Source organism: Variovorax sp. SPNA7, assembly GCF_033807855.1.
Lineage (GTDB): Bacteria > Pseudomonadota > Gammaproteobacteria > Burkholderiales > Burkholderiaceae_C > Variovorax > Variovorax beijingensis.
Window position 1 is genome coordinate 4953323 of record NZ_CP138513.1, and the last position, 14681, is coordinate 4968003.

A 14681-nucleotide genomic window follows, 5' to 3' on the forward strand; every position below is an offset into this window, starting at 1 on the left:
ACGCACATACCGGCGTGCCGCGGCTGCGCACACTGGAGGCGCAACCGCCGCACCGCGCGGCGACCCCTCCCATTCTTCAAGGATCCGCCATGAACACCCAGGCCGTAGCCGCCAACGCCGCACGTGCGCCGATCGCACCCTCGCAGGCTTCCTCCGTTTCCCCCGCCACGCTGGACGACGCCGGCAAGCTGCTGCTGCGCGTGGCGATCGGCGTGCTCGTGCTGCTGCACGGCATCTTCAAGATCTCGGCCGGCGTGGGCTTCGTGAGCGCGATGCTGCTGAAGGCCGGACTGCCGGGCGGGCTGGCCTATCTGGTGTACGTGGGCGAGATCGTGGCGCCGCTGCTCATGATCGCCGGCTTCTGGACCCGCGCCGCCGCCGGCGTGGTCGTCATCAACATGCTCGCGGCCTTCGGCCTGGTGCACATGGCCGACCTGTTCGCGCTGACCAAGCAGGGCGGCTGGGCGCTCGAGCTGCAGGGCCTGTACCTGTTCGGCGCGCTCGCCGTGGTGCTGCTGGGCGCGGGCCGGTTCAGCCTCGGCGGGCTGCGCGGCCGCTGGAACTGATCCGGCTCATCAGTCGCCCCTGACCTGCGAGACCATCGCCTCGAGCCGGGCGACGTCGGCCACCAGCAGCGCCTTGCCGTCCTTCTGAAGCACGCCGCTGCGCGCCAGCACGTTGAGCTCGCGGGTCACCTGCTCGCGGTTGGTGCTGATCTGGCTCGCCAGGGCCGCATGCCTGGGCGCCGGCTCCAGCCGCGCCTGGTTGTGCGCCACGCCCGCGGTTCGCGCGAGGCGCAGCAGCTCGGCATGCAGCCGGTTCTGGACACCCAGCGTGCTCAGGTCGATCACGCGCTCCGACAGCTGGCGCACCAATGACGCCAGCCGCTGCATCACCCGCTCGGCCACCAGCGGCTCCTCGCGCAACAGGCCCAGGAAGGCAGCGCGGTCGAGGCTGGCCAGCACGCTCGGCAGCAGCGTGACCACGTCGGCCGAACGCGGCCCGCCGTCGATGGCGGCAATGTCGCCGAAGTGCTCGCCGGCCTCCGAATCCCTGAAGGTCACCTGCCGCCCGTTGGCCGCATAGGTGGTCACGCGGACCCGGCCCGAGACCAGCATGAACACATCGCCCTGCTGCTCGGCGCGCAGCAGCAGGGGCTTGCCGGCCTCGACGCTGTGCCACAGGCATTGCTGCGCGAGCAGGTCGAGCCGCTGGTCTGGCAAGCCTTCGAACAGCGCGATGCGGCGCAGCGCGAGGCTGGAACGGGGAATGTCTGGAGTGAGTGCCATGCCGGTGGAAAGGGGCGCGCGCATTATGCTCGGGTGCCCTTCGAAGCCATTCATGGACAGACGCTCCCCACCCATCGCCCTGCTGCCGAAACCACCGACCCGGCGCAACCTGCGATGGACGAGCGGGTTGGTGCTGATGGCCTATGTCACGGCGCACCTGCTGAACCATTCGCTGGGCATCGCCTCCTTCGCGGCGGCCGAAGCGGTGCTGCGCAACGTGCAGCTCTTCTGGCACAGCCTGCCGGGCACGCTGCTGCTGTACGGGGCGGCCGGCGCGCACCTGGTGCTGGCGGTGGCCGCGCTGTGGGAACGCCGCACGCTGCGCATGCCGCCGCTCGAGGGCCTGCGCGTGCTGCTGGGCTTTGCGCTGCCGCTGCTGCTGGCCACCCACCTGACCGCCATGCGCGGCGCCTACCTCGCCTACGGCATCGAGGGTTCCTATGTGCGCGTGGTCTCGGGCCTGTGGAGCCTGCCGGGCGCCGGCGCGCAGTTCACGATGCTGCTGGCGGCCTGGACCCATGGCTGCCTCGGCATTCACTTCGCGCTGCGGGCGCGGCCGGCCTACCGCCGCTTTTCCTACCTGCTGCTGGCCATTGCCGTGGTGCTGCCGCTCGCGGCGATGATGGGTTTCGTCTCGATGGGGCGCGAGTTCCAGTGGACCGGCGTTCCGCCCGCGGTGCTGCCAACCCCGGCCGAGGCCCGTGCGCTCGACACGGCGGAAGGCCGCATCAAGCTCTTCTACGCGCTCGGCCTGGCCGCCCTGCTGGCGGCCTATGCGGCGCGCAACTGGTTCGCGCGCCGCGCGCCCGGGGCGTCGATCGCGCTGCGCTACCCCGGCCGCACAGTGCACGTGCCGCGCGGCTGGAGCGTGCTGGAAGCGAGCCGCTCGCACGGCATCGCCCACCTCTCGGTGTGCGGCGGCCGGGCGCGCTGCTCGACCTGCCGCGTGCGCGTGCTCGGTCCCGCACAGCACACGGACCCGCCCGACCGCGACGAGCAGCGAACGCTCGACCGCGTGCGCGCCCCGGGCGGCGTGCGGCTCGCCTGCCAGCTGCGCCCGCGAGGCGACATCGAGGTCATCCCGCTGTTCGCACCCGCAAGCAACGGAAGGCAGCCGGCGCCGGCCAGCAGCTTCGGCCGCGAGCGCGACGTGGCCATCCTGTTCGTGGACCTGCGGCGCTGGTCGGGGTTGGCGGAGGGGCAATGGCCCTTCGACCTGGCCTATGTGCTCGACCGCTACTTCGCCACCGTGGGCGCTGCAGTGCGCGAATGCGGCGGCGTGCCGAACCAGTTCATCGGCGACAGCGTGATGGCGATCTTCGGGCTCGACACCGACCTGCCCACCGCATGCCGGCAGGCGCTGCGCGCGACCGAGCTCATCGGCCAGCGCATGGACGCGTGGAGCGAGGGCTTCGAAGCCCAGTTCGGCCACCAGCTGGACTTCGGTATGGGCCTGCACGCCGGACGGGCGGCCGTGGGCGAGGTGGGCTACCTCGACACCACCACCTTCACCGCGATCGGCGAGGTGGTCAACACCGCGAGCCGGCTGCAGGACCACGCCAAGACGGCCGCATCGCGCCTGGTGGTCTCGGTGTTTGCCGCGCAGCAGGCCGGCTTCGCGCATGCGGGAGGACAGGTCGAGATGCTGGCCGTGCGCGGCCGCTCCGAGCCGATTGCGGTGATCTGCTGCGACTAGCAGCAGCGGCCGGCCGACGCGCTGCGCCTCAGGCCGGCGCCACCGTCACGGTGGCCGCGCCCGGCGCTTGCGTGATGAGGTAACGCACCGGCAGGAAACGCTCGATCACCGCGCAGTTGGTGCGCGTGTGCTCGGTCACTTCGCTGCAGGTGAAGGCGCCGCCGCGGCCGCTTTGCCATGCGGCCAGGCCCTGCAGCAGGGCCAATTGATCGGCCAGGTGCGGCCCAACGGCTGCCTGGCTTTTCTGGAATTCGCGCAGCTCCTTCACCAGCCCGTGCGCCACCTGCTCGGCGCTCAGCGACTTTTCGCCGAAAGCCGTGAAGACCTCGGTCACATGCTCGTACGCCAGCGTGGCAAGCAGCGCGTTGCCGGGGCCCTCGTTCTGGCGCGCGGTTCCGGTGCGCAGCTGCTCGCCGGACCATCCCATGGCCTTGCCCAGCGTCTCCAGTTCGCGCACGGCAATGTGGCGCGCAAGCCCCGGCGCCAGGCACTCCGCATGGCTCGACAGCAGCGCGCCGCGGCTCATCAGGTCGAAAGGCTGCAGCCCATCGGCCGCCGGCACGATGGCCGCTTCGACCTCGCCGCCGCCGGCCGGATAGAAACCGCAGCGGCGCAGCACCAGCTGCAGGTCCGCGCCCAGGCGGCGCACCAGCGGTGCGAAGGCGCGCTCCAGAAAATGAAAGGGCGGCGCCATCGGGTTGTGGGTGCCGCCGCTCAGGTGCAGATGGCTCGGCGCACCGGCCAGCAGCAGCGGCGGCAGCACCGTCTGCAAGACCAGCATGCAGCTGCCCGCGCTGGCAATCGCGAAGCGGTACTCGCCCGCGCGCACCGGCCCGGGCACGAAGCGCAGCGACTGCGAGCCGAGCTCGGCCCCTTCGACCTGCGCGCCGCTGATCTGTGCCGCGGCATTCACGCAGGCCAGGTGCTGGCGCATCAGGCCCGGCTTGGCGCGGCCTGCGCGAATCTTCTCGATGGCCACGGGCTGGCCCGTCGCCACCGAAAGCGCCAGGCTGGTGCGCAGGATCTGCCCGCCGCCCTCGCCTTGCGAACCGTCGAGTTCGATCATGCGCGGCCTCCTTCGATGCGCAGCACCGTCTCGCACAGGAAGGCATCGAGTCCCGCGTTCTCGGCCTGCGGTAGCGGCGTGACCGGCTCGGCCGCGTGGGCTGCCAGCTCGGCCTCGATGAACGCATGGATGCCGGGCCAGCGCGGGCTGGTCGCGGCCTCGCCGGCGCGCATCTTCACTGCCAGCAGCGCGTTGATCTCCTCGATCAGCGCGGCGTCGTGCACGGCGTCGAGCGTGCGCTGCGCCAGCTCGGCGAAGCGCATCGGCGGCACGCCGGCCTGCGTGCGGATCCAGCGTGCCGCCAGGAGCGGACGCAGCACGTAGAGATATTTCTTGTAGCGCACCTCGTCGGCCTGCAGGTGCTCGCGGAAGTTCTTCTTCGCCATCGAGGCGTAGTGATGCCAGCCGCGCGCATTGGAGAACACCGCCTCCGCGAGCGCACGGAAACGCGGCATCGCGGCCGCATCGTCGCGGTACACGACCGGCGAGCGCAGCCATTCGAGCAGCGTGGGGTTCGACTCGCGCATCAGGCCCAGCGCCTTGCGCAGGTCCCAGCCGTTCACGTCGAGTTCGCTGCTGATCGGCAGCTCGATCACGTCGCGCCGCGGCGTCACCGTGAGGTACCACGGCAGGCGGTTCACGTAGATGAAGCGCACGTCGTAGTCGCTGTCGGGCGAGGCAAAGCCCCAGCCGCGGCTGCCGGATTCGCAGGCGAACAGCACCGTGACGTCATGGCGCGCCTCGATGTCGCGCAGGGCCTGCATGATCTGCGCGCGCATGGCGGGATCGATGGGGTGGGCGGAGCGCAGGAGCTCCTTGTCCTTTTCTTGTTGCATGGTTGTGAATCTCGTTGTTGTCTATCGATATCGTTCTTGTCGCACGCTTTCGCGTTGCAAAGGGTGGTTCCGTCAGCAGCCGAAAGGCTCTCATGGTTTCGGCGATTGGAAACGCTTTGCCCAAAGGCGCACTTCGGCGTGCGGGTGTGTGTGCAGCACGGCGACCTGCGACAACCCTGGTGACTGCCCGATCCAATACAGCAGCGCAAGAAGCCTCAGCAAGCGTTGCGGATCGTCTTCCTGGCTCGCGAACTCAGCCTTGACACAGGCCTCCATACGTTCAGCCGGCACTTCTCTCAAGAACACGCGCCAGCTCCAAGGATTTGCATGGCCTTGCAGACAGGCCTCGAGTGCCCAGGCGTCATCGCCCGGATGCCGCAGACACCCGCCCAACGCCTCCACAGCGGCGCTTCCTCTCTTCTGCTCCCAAGTTCCCCACGACGGCGGATGCACGTCGGCCCAGGCACGCAGCCGCGCGATATCGGCTGCCGTACCCCAGCAACCCAACGCTGCAACGGCCAGCACGCGCAAGCCCCACCACTTGCTCTCAAGAGCCGCGTCCACTTCCTCCCGCGCTTCCGGTGTCGGCGCAGAACGGGCCAGAACACGCAGGCGCTCTGACATCTCGCCCAGGCGATTCGCTCCTTCGCCTTGCGATGCCGCATGCATCGCACGACGTGCGCGCCGGCATGCAAGGCAGTACGCTGCACGGCTCTCGATGCTGCCGTGGGCGACCTCGTGCCACCACTTCTGCTGCTTGGCAGTCCAGACTTCCTCCGCGCCGCAGTCGCGGCAGGTGAAGGCGCGATCGACGTAGTAGGTCGGCAACGGACCGACCGTGTTGTTGTGACGTTCCAGCACACCGACATCGGCCGCTGCCAAGCCGGGTGCGCGCAAGGATGTACTCCTCTGGGCAGACACACGCATTTGCGCTTCGAGGCGCGCAGCGCGCTCCAGCCGGTGAGCGCGGATCTCTGCGCGGCGTTGCTTGTTGCTTTTCATTGCTCCTGATTCCCCCGTCTCTTGTTCTGCAAGATGACATTCAACATTCGCTGCGCTCGCCCGCGTACCCATCCATGCTTGCGGTATGAAAGCTCTTGAACATGAGCCGAGAATTCGTCGTCGGCCCATCGCGCCGCAAGCTGGCAATCATGGCGAAAACGCCCTACCGAAGGTCTGCGAACCAAGGTCTCCAGCAGAATCCTCCGTACGTTGCAGCTCTCCGACGCAGACAGCGTGCACCGCTTCAACAGATGACACAGACGATCTCGCAGGTAGCCGGATCGAAAAAATCGGGGACTCAATTCGATGTAAAGCATGGCACTCTCGCGCCACGACCCTTCACCTCGCAAGATGCCCTCCCGTGCCTCATCGCTCCATAGCTCGAAAACGGGACTCTCGTAAAGGCGAAACCGCTCGGCGGCGGACTTCCACGCTGCCCATCCCGATGCGGAGGATTCGCGCTGCTTGAAAGCTTCACTCAAGGCTTGCTGCAAGCGCCCCAACTCCGCTTCTGTTTGCCGAATGCACCTCTCATCGATCTGTATCCTGGCCATCTTGCGCAGGCCCTGGCGGGCCTCCTCCTATCCCTTCACACACACCACCTGCTTGAGCGTGTAGACCACCTCCACCAGGTCCTTCTGCGCTTCCATCACCGCGTCGATGTCCTTGTAGGCCATCGGGATCTCGTCGATCACGTCGGCGTCCTTGCGGCATTCCACGCCTTCGGTCGCGGCGATCTGGTCGGCGATGGTGAAGAGCTTCTTCGCCTTGGTGCGGCTCATCTTTCGACCGGCGCCGTGGCTGCAGCTCATGAAGCTCTCGGGATTGCCCTTGCCGCGCACGATGTAGCTCTTGGCGCCCATGCTGCCGGGAATGATCCCGAGCTCGCCGGCCTTGGCGCTCACCGCGCCCTTGCGCGTGACGAGCACGTCTTCGCCGAAGTGCGTCTCGCGGCTCACGTAGTTGTGGTGGCAGTTCACCGCTTCCACATGGGCCTCGAAGGGCTTGGCAATCACCTTGCGCGCAGCCGCGACCACGCGCTGCATCATCACCTCGCGGTTGGCGCGCGCGAACTTCTGGGCCCAGCCCACCGCACGCACGTAGTCGCCGAAGTACTTGGCGCCTTCCTCGAAGTACGCCAGGTCTTGATCAGGCAGGTTGCGCTGGTGCAGCTCGGCGTCCTTCTTCGCGAGTTCGATGAAGTGAGTACCGATGGCGTTGCCCACGCCACGCGAACCCGAGTGCAGCATGAACCACACGGCGCCCGCTTCGTCGAGGCAGACCTCGATGAAGTGGTTGCCGGTACCCAGCGTTCCCAGGTGCTTGTGGTTGTTCGTGTTCCTGATGCGCGGGTAGTCCTCGCAGATCAGGTCGAACTCATCCACCAGCTGGGCCCAGGCCGCGTCGGTTTCGTCGGGCGGCGTTTCCCACGCGCCCTTGTCGCGGCCCATGCGCTTGGGGTTCGATCCGTGCGGCACAGCCTTTTCGATGGCCGAGCGCAGCGGGCCCAGGTTGTCGGGGAGGTCGCGTGCATTGAGCGTGGTCTTGCACGCCATCATTCCGCAGCCGATGTCCACGCCCACCGCGGCCGGGATGATGGCCTTGAAGGTCGGGATCACCGAGCCCACGGTCGCGCCGATGCCGTAGTGCACGTCGGGCATGGCCGCGATGTGCTTGAACACGATGGGCAGGCGCGCCGCGTTCTCGAGCTGCTTCTGCGCTTCGTCTTCCACGGGCACGCCGTTCGTCCACATCTTCACGGGGACGCCGTTGGCTACTTCGTGCAGTTTGTAGTTCATTTTTTTCTCTCTCTATATGTCTTGTATTGGCTCGTTGCGTCTTCAGATCAACGCCCCTTGTGCAACGCGATCGACAGCCGCTCGTAATCCTGCAGCGGAAACTCGTGCTCGACCCACAATTCACGATACCGCGCAAGCCCCACCTCCAGGTAGATGCGCTCCAGGATCGCGTGGATGTTGCGTACCAGCGCGTCGCGTGCGATCTCTCCGCGCGCCACCACCTTGTGGTCCTCCAGGGCCATCATTCCCCAGCTCGCCCAGTCGCGGTACTCGCGCAGTTCGAACTGCAGCACATCCTTCGTTCCAGTCGTCATCAGGATCACCTCGCCGGGCTCGTCCATGAACACCGCCTCGGCCGTCACCGCACCCTTGTGCAGCGACAGCGCCATGCACGCCAGGTCACCGAGCGAATCGTGCAGATAGGACACGGCAAAGCTCAGCCGTTCCTTCTCCGCGCGAAAGCTCACACCGGCCCAGCCTGCGCGATGCAGGTCGTAGCCGATCAGGTGCTGGTTGCAAACTTCTTCTTCGGTCATCGCGTTCTCGATGGTGACGTTGTCAAAAAAAAGAGGTGACGAGGAGCGGCGAGTCGTGAACTGAGCTATCTGCCGAAACAGACCGGGGATCGAACCCGGGACCTTCATGGCCAAGACCATGACGCTCTATCCTGTAAACACGCCTGCATTCACCTAAAAAAACAAAAAGCAGCGACAAGAATCGACGAAACGATCGTGCTCTACCACTGAGCTACGGCCTTTCGACCGGCGGGATTCGAACCCGCGACCACGAGCTTGAGAGGCTGTAGTTCCGCCAGCATTCGCTGCAAACCCGTGCCCCCGTTCGGCGACAAACAATCGATGCGAGGGATAACATTTTTTCGATGTACTCGCATCTGCATTCGCCGAACGACGACGTTCATATTCTTCGGATCAGGCCCCGCAGGCCAGAGCCCGCGGCACCCTCTCCTTCTTTTCTCAGATCGAAATCTCTTCGATCACACCCACCCAGTACCCGGCGCCCAGGCCACCCGCGGCATACACCGCCAGCAGCTTGAACACTTCGTCGCTGAAGCCGCCGATGTTCAGCACATCGTCTCGCTCCTGCGCCTGAGTGGTCGCATACGGCTGGATGTCGATGCACGCGAGCCGCGCCTTCGGGTTGCGCTGCTTGAACGCCGCCCACTCCTGCATGGTCGCGGTTCCGCGGCCACGCGCGGGGTCGGCCCACGATTCGTTGTCCGACACCAGCACCACCAGATCGGCCTTCGCCTTCTCGCGGTTCAGCAGCGCCAGCGGTGCGCTGCACGAGGTTCCGCCACCGCCCACCGCTGCCAGCCTGGCCGCGTTGGTCATCACCGAATCACGCGGATTCAGCTTCAGCGAAACCACCTTCGTTTCGAAAGGCAGCACACGCGCATCCGCATTGCGGCGCAGCACGGCGGCAGCCACCAGCGCGGCCACGTCGATGCAGCGCACCGCCGAGCTCGCCGAACCGCGGTGGCCCGTCACTGGCGAGCTCATCGAGCCCGACACGTCGGGGCACACCACCACGCGGCCCTCGAACACCGGCACGTTGGCCAGCGCGAGTTCCATCGCGTCCTGCAGCGCTTCCTTCACCACGTGCGGCACCTCGGCGCCGGTTGCGGTGAAGGCCGCCATCAGCTGGTACGGCAGCACGTGCGCCTTGGCCACGGCCTGCGGGTCGCGCAGCTTGGCGGCCACCGCCTCGGTGAGGCCCGGCAGTTCGAATACGCCGTGGCGCGCAAAGGTGTTCAGGTTCTGGCGCACCATCTGCCACGATCCGCGCTGCGCGATCTGCGCCCAGCCCTGGGCGTCCAGCTCCAGTGCGGTCAGCATCTGGAACGGCACCTCTGGCACGTCGAGCGAACGATCGCGCTTGAAGCGTTCGAAAGCCTTCGTCACCGGAGGCAGCGCCTCCAGCGCATACGGACGATCGATCAGCCATGCGAACCACGCGGCGCGCCAGGCTTCTGCAGGCTTCGGGTGGACCATCTTCACCACGTCGGCCAGCGAAGGCGTGTTGCCCACCGAGGCGTTCAGCAGCTGCGCCTCGGTCGCTTCGAGCAGCCATTGCTGCACGAGCTTCTTCGGACGCGTACCGAGCGACTTGCGGCCCACGGCACCCGAGCGCAGCACCTGCACGAAGTTGCGCAGCATCTTGCCGTTGTCCACCACTTGGGCGAACACCTTGGCGAGCAGCGGCACGTCGCGCACCGCCAGCGTGGCGGCCAGCAGCGCCGGCATGTCCTTCATGTGGCCGGCGCGGCGTGCGTACACGGCGGTCTTGGCAACGAACAGCGGATCGACTTCGCGGGCCAGCGCCAGCACGGCGTCGAGCTGGTCCTGCGCCTGTGCGTAGAAGGTGTTGGTCAGGCAACCGGTCGCGGCCAGTTGCGCCAGCTGGTGCCGGGACGACAGCGCGTACGCCACGCCACCCGCTTCGTTGAGCGCGTCGGCCGAAGGCTGCAGGGTGCCGCGGCGGGTCTGGAAGAGTTGAAGGTTGGCCATGAGACTTCTCCTTGGGGTTCTTTTTGTTCGTTCGTTTTCTTGAATGTGTGATCCTTATTGCAACGGGTGTGCCAGTTCCGGGCTGTGGCTGGATGGATTTTTCAACCTGTTGATTTCATTGACGTTTTTCTTGATTCGTTGCACACAAGCTGGTTCGTGTTGCCGATGAGACTCCGTTTTTCTTATAATTTTGGATAGCCTTTTATCCAATCAATGAAGAAACCCATCGTCGTCATCGGCTTCCTCGGCACCCAGCTCGACGCCGGCCAAGGCGCGGGCCGCTGGAACAAGTGGCGTCCCACCGTCTCGCTCGCGCAGCACGAGGACATGGTCGTCTCGCGCATGGAGCTGCTCTACACGCTCAAGCACAAGGCGCTGGCCGAGGTGGTGAAGGCCGACATCGCGGCCGTGTCGCCCGAGACCACGGTCAACCTCGTGCCCTTCGACCTCGCGGACCCGTGGGACTTCGGCGAGGTCTACACGCGCCTGTACGACTGGGCGCGCGCCTACCCCTTCGACACCGAGCGCGAGCAGTACTGGACGCACATCACCACCGGCACGCACGTGGCGCAGATCTGCATGTTCCTGCTGTCGGAATCGCGCGTGGTGCCGGGCGTGCTCGCGCAGACCTCGCCGCCCAGGAAGCAGCGCGAAGGCGAGGCCGGCAAGTGCACGCTGATCGACCTCGACCTGTCGCGCTACGACGTGATCGCGCGGCGCTTCGACGCGGAGCAGCGCGACGCGGTCGCGTTCCTGAAGAGCGGCATCGCCACGCGCAGTGCGCGCTTCAATGCGCTGATCGACGAGATCGAGCGCGTGGCCGTGCGTTCGCGCGCGCCGATCCTGCTGGTGGGGCCGACGGGCGCGGGCAAGTCCTTCCTCGCGCGGCGCATGTTCGAGCTGAAGCAGGCGCGCCACCAGATGAGCGGTCCGTTCGTCGAAGTGAACTGCGCCACGCTGCGCGGCGACGGCGCGGCCTCCACGCTGTTCGGCCACAGGAAGGGCTCCTTCACCGGCGCGGCAAGCGACCGGGCCGGGCTGCTGCGCACGGCGAACCAGGGCGCGCTGTTCCTCGACGAGATCGGCGAACTCGGGCTCGACGAGCAGGCGATGCTGCTCAAGGCCATCGAGGAGAAGCGCTTCTTCCCGGTGGGCGCGGACAAGGAAGTGGAGAGCGACTTCCAGCTGATCGCCGGCACCAACCGCGACCTGCGCAGCGACGTGGCCGAGGGGCGTTTCCGCGAAGACCTGTTCGCGCGCATCAACCTCTGGACCTACGACCTGCCCGGCCTCGCGCAGCGGCCCGAGGACATCGAGCCCAACATCGACCACCTGCTGGCCATCCACGCGGCCGAGAACCACCGCGTGGTGCGCTTCAACGCCGAGGCGCGCGCGGCCTACCTGCGCTTCGCGCAGAGCGGCGAGGCGCTGTGGTGCGGCAACTTCCGCGACCTCTCGGCCAGCGTGACGCGGCTGGCCACGCTGGCGGACGGCGGGCGCATTCCGGTGGCGCTGGTCGAGGCCGAGGTCGCGCGGCTGCGCTGGCTCTGGAACCGCGAGGGCCCGGCAAGGCGAAACGCAGGCGCTGCCGACGTCGACCTCGGCAGCCTGCTCGGCGATGACCGCGCAGCCGCGCTCGACCTGTTCGACCGGCTGCAGCTCGAAGCGGTGGTGCGCGTGTGCCGCGACTCGCGCAGCCTGTCGGATGCGGGGCGGCAGCTCTTCCAGGCCTCGCGCGCCCAACGCAGCGTGGTGAACGATGCCGACCGGCTGCGCAAGTACCTGGCCAAGCACGGGCTCGAATGGAGCCGCATCGCCGCAGGCTAAGCTATCCTCCGCCGGGACGGCCGCATCCAACCAAGGAAAGAAGGAAAAACATGTCGCTGACACTGCTCCTGCGTTGCCACGATCTGGCCCAGACCCAGCGCTTCTACGCCGATGTCCTCGGCTTCGCGGCTGCGCATTCGGCAGAGGGCACGCTGACGGTCGAGAAGCAGGGCGGCAAGCTCATCTTCACGCCGCAGGATCTCTGGCAGAGCCCGCCCGCCTGCTCCGGCACCTTCTATTTCGCGGTGCCGGATGCGACGGCCTACTACGCCACCGTCAAGGACAAGGCCACCATTGCGTGGCCGCTGCAGCAGATGCCCTACGGCTCCAGCGAGTTCGCAGTGGTGGACTGCAACGGCTACCACCTTGCATTCCGGCAGCAGCAGGCCTGAGCGGCCGATCCGCAAGACGCCCCGCGCGGCCGGGCGCCACGGAAAGCACTCCCCATGAACTGGAAGCTGGCCTTGTTCGCAGCCCTGCCCGCCTTTCTCACCGGCTGCGTCCAGTCGATGTTCTATTACCCCGACCGCGTGCGCTACGAAACGCCCGACGCGCTCGGGCTGAGCTACGAGGCGGTGCAGTTCGCCAGCGCCGACGGCACGCGCCTGGCCGGCTGGTTTCTTCCGGCCGCGGGCCGCAGCAACCCGAAGGAGGCCAAGGGCACGGTGGTCCACTTCCATGGCAACGCCCAGAACATGAGCGCGCACTGGCGCTTCGTGGCCTGGCTGCCGAAGCGGGACTTCAACGTGTTCGTGTTCGACTACCGCGGCTACGGCGAATCGGCCGGCAAGCCCGAGCCCAAGGGCGTGTTCGAGGATTCCAGCGCCGCGCTCGACCACGTGCGCGCGCGCGGCGATGTCGACCCCGGGCGCCTTCTCGTCTTCGGCCAGAGCCTGGGCGGCGCCAACGCGATTGCGGTGCTGGGCTCGGGCAACCGGGCCGGCGTGAAGGCGGCGGCCATCGAATCGACCTTCTATTCGTATTCCTCGATCGCGAACGAGAAGCTCCCGGGCGCCGGGCTGCTGGTGAGCGACGATTACGCCGCATCCAAATACGTCGCCGACGTTGCCCCCATTCCGCTGCTGCTGATCCACGGCACGGCCGACATGATCATTCCGGATTCCCATTCGCGGCGCCTGCTGGAGGCCGCGCGCGAGCCCAGGCGCCTGCTCGAGGTGCCCGGCGCCGGCCACCTCGAGCCGATGACCGAGCGCTTCGGCACCACCTGGCAGCAGGCGTTGGTGGAATTCTTCGACGCCTCGCTGCGTCCACGCCAGCCATGAAGCATTTCGACGAAACCGCCACCCGCGAGCCGCTGGACTTTGCGCGGCTCGTGCCCGCGCTGCGCGCAGCCTTTGCGGCCGAAGCGCAGGTGCCGCCGCGCCATGTGCACGCCATCGAGACCGCCGGCGCCGACAAGGGCACCGTGCTCATCATGCCGGCGTGGAGCGACGCGGGCTTTCTGGGCATCAAGACCATCAACGTCTTTCCGGGCAACAGCGCGCGCGGCCTGCCCGGCCTGCATGCGACCTATGTGCTGTACGACGCGCGCACCGGCGTGCCGCTGGCCATGATGGACGGCAACGAGCTCACCGCGCGCCGCACGGCCGCGGCATCGGCGCTGGGTGCCTCGTTCCTGGCGCGCACCGATGCGCGCCGCCTGCTGGTGCTGGGCACCGGCCGTGTCGCGCGGCTGCTGCCGGCCGCGCATGCGAGCGTGCGGCCCATCGACGAGGTGCGCGTGTGGAACCACCGGCCCGAAGGCGCCCGGGCCCTGGCCGCGCAATGGCGCGCCGAAGGGTTCAACGCGCAAGCCGCCACGGACCTCGAAGCGGCCGTGCGCCAGGCCGACATCGTGAGCTGCGCCACGCTGGCCACCGCGCCGCTGGTGCGCGGCGAATGGCTGGCGCCGGGTTCGCACCTGGACCTGATCGGCAGCTTCACGCCCGCCATGCGCGAGGCCGACGTGCGCTGCTTCGAGGGTGCGCGCACCTTCGTCGACACCAGCGAGGCGCTGCAGAAGGCCGGCGAGCTGCTCGATGCCATCGCGGCCGGCATGCTGCGCGCCGATGAGGTGCAAGGCACGCTGGCCGCACTCTGCCGGGGCGAACGCGCAGGCCGCACGGGCCCCGAAGAACGCACCGTCTTCAAGGCCGTGGGCAGCGCGCTCGAAGACCTGGCGGCCGCCACGCTGGTCTGGCAGCACGCCGAATCGATGCCGGCCTAAGGCTTAAGGCCTAGAAAACCGCGGCCAACGGCGCAGCGAGAGCGCCATTTACCGACAGTCACATACGTCATGCAGCGGATGGCACGCCTCTTGCGCCAACGTTAACCTGATGCCCATACCCAAAGGCCAGGAGGCCCGCCCCATGCTCACCATTTTTCAGAAAGCCACCATCCTCAGCAAAGCCGGTTTCGAGGTGCCCGCCTGTCCGGCCGAGGATGCCTCCACCGCCACGGCCGGCGCGGTGTCCCAGAAGATGCACGACTGGGCCAAGGCCATCGAGACGCTGTACGTCAGCTACGTGGCGGCCCGTGCCGCCAAGAGCCTGCGGGATGCCGAGGAATCGCGCCAGACCGACATGCTGCGGCGGCTCTCGCTGAGCGCCTGGGCCGCCTGACACGCAGGCTTGGCCGC

The 14681-nt window shown here is 67.5% G+C and carries 14 protein-coding genes; 7 read left to right on the plus strand and 7 right to left on the minus strand.

What is annotated here, in order from left to right; translation table 11 throughout:
• The first annotated feature begins 89 nt into the window (after positions 1–89).
• Positions 90–566 carry a DoxX family protein gene (locus RZE77_RS23245; protein WP_319439453.1) on the plus strand — a complete coding sequence of 159 codons (477 nt, stop codon included), beginning with the start codon at positions 90–92 and terminating at the stop codon, positions 564–566.
• Between the two features lie 9 nt (positions 567–575).
• Here RZE77_RS23245 and RZE77_RS23250 read toward each other — a convergent pair whose 3' ends face one another.
• Positions 576–1313, minus strand: a complete 738-nt coding sequence (locus RZE77_RS23250; protein ID WP_319439454.1) for a Crp/Fnr family transcriptional regulator — start codon at positions 1311–1313, stop codon at positions 576–578.
• A 28-nt stretch (positions 1314–1341) separates the two neighbouring features.
• On the opposite strand from RZE77_RS23250, the gene RZE77_RS23255 reads away from it, so the two are divergent.
• A complete protein-coding gene (locus RZE77_RS23255) occupies positions 1342–2985 on the plus strand; it encodes an adenylate/guanylate cyclase domain-containing protein (RefSeq protein ID WP_319439455.1) in 1644 nt (547 codons plus the stop codon).
• 28 nt (positions 2986–3013) lie between these two features.
• Here the strand turns inward: RZE77_RS23255 and rtcA are convergent, their stop codons facing one another.
• The 6 genes from rtcA to RZE77_RS23285 form a co-directional block, all read right to left on the minus strand.
• Entirely contained in the window at positions 3014–4051 is a 1038-nt protein-coding gene (rtcA, locus tag RZE77_RS23260) for an RNA 3'-terminal phosphate cyclase (RefSeq protein ID WP_319439456.1), read from the minus strand.
• Positions 4048–4887 (minus strand): nucleotidyltransferase domain-containing protein, encoded by an 840-nt coding sequence (locus RZE77_RS23265; RefSeq protein WP_319439457.1) that lies wholly within the window; start codon positions 4885–4887, stop codon positions 4048–4050. The genes rtcA and RZE77_RS23265 overlap by 4 nt, the downstream gene beginning before the upstream one ends.
• Positions 4888–4977: 90 nt before the next feature.
• The gene (locus tag RZE77_RS23270; RefSeq protein ID WP_319439458.1) at positions 4978–5889 is read right to left on the minus strand and encodes a zinc-ribbon domain containing protein; all 912 of its coding nucleotides are present in this window, start codon (positions 5887–5889) and stop codon (positions 4978–4980) included.
• A 581-nt stretch (positions 5890–6470) separates the two neighbouring features.
• Positions 6471–7688: an RtcB family protein gene (locus RZE77_RS23275; RefSeq protein WP_319439459.1), complete on the minus strand. Its 1218-nt coding sequence runs from the start codon at positions 7686–7688 to the stop codon at positions 6471–6473.
• Positions 7689–7735: 47 nt separating this feature from the next.
• Positions 7736–8344, minus strand: a complete 609-nt coding sequence (locus RZE77_RS23280; RefSeq protein WP_319439460.1) for a hypothetical protein — start codon at positions 8342–8344, stop codon at positions 7736–7738.
• Positions 8345–8662: 318 nt separating this feature from the next.
• Positions 8663–10216, minus strand: coding sequence for a vWA domain-containing protein (locus RZE77_RS23285; RefSeq protein ID WP_319439461.1), 1554 nt, complete (start codon positions 10214–10216; stop codon positions 8663–8665).
• Positions 10217–10429: 213 nt separating this feature from the next.
• On the opposite strand from RZE77_RS23285, the gene rtcR reads away from it, so the two are divergent.
• From rtcR to RZE77_RS23310, 5 genes are all read left to right on the plus strand, one after another.
• Positions 10430–12043 (plus strand): RNA repair transcriptional activator RtcR, encoded by a 1614-nt coding sequence (gene rtcR, locus RZE77_RS23290; protein ID WP_319439462.1) that lies wholly within the window; start codon positions 10430–10432, stop codon positions 12041–12043.
• A 50-nt stretch (positions 12044–12093) separates the two neighbouring features.
• A complete protein-coding gene (locus RZE77_RS23295) occupies positions 12094–12435 on the plus strand; it encodes a VOC family protein (RefSeq protein ID WP_319439463.1) in 342 nt (113 codons plus the stop codon).
• Positions 12436–12489: 54 nt separating this feature from the next.
• A complete protein-coding gene (locus RZE77_RS23300) occupies positions 12490–13326 on the plus strand; it encodes an alpha/beta hydrolase (protein WP_319439464.1) in 837 nt (278 codons plus the stop codon).
• The gene (gene lhpI / locus RZE77_RS23305) at positions 13323–14270 is read left to right on the plus strand and encodes a bifunctional Delta(1)-pyrroline-2-carboxylate/Delta(1)-piperideine-2-carboxylate reductase (protein ID WP_319439465.1); all 948 of its coding nucleotides are present in this window, start codon (positions 13323–13325) and stop codon (positions 14268–14270) included. Before RZE77_RS23300 ends, lhpI begins: the two co-directional genes overlap by 4 nt.
• Before the next feature lie 142 nt (positions 14271–14412).
• The gene (locus RZE77_RS23310) at positions 14413–14664 is read left to right on the plus strand and encodes a hypothetical protein (RefSeq protein WP_319427626.1); all 252 of its coding nucleotides are present in this window, start codon (positions 14413–14415) and stop codon (positions 14662–14664) included.
• Positions 14665–14681 lie beyond the last annotated feature (17 nt).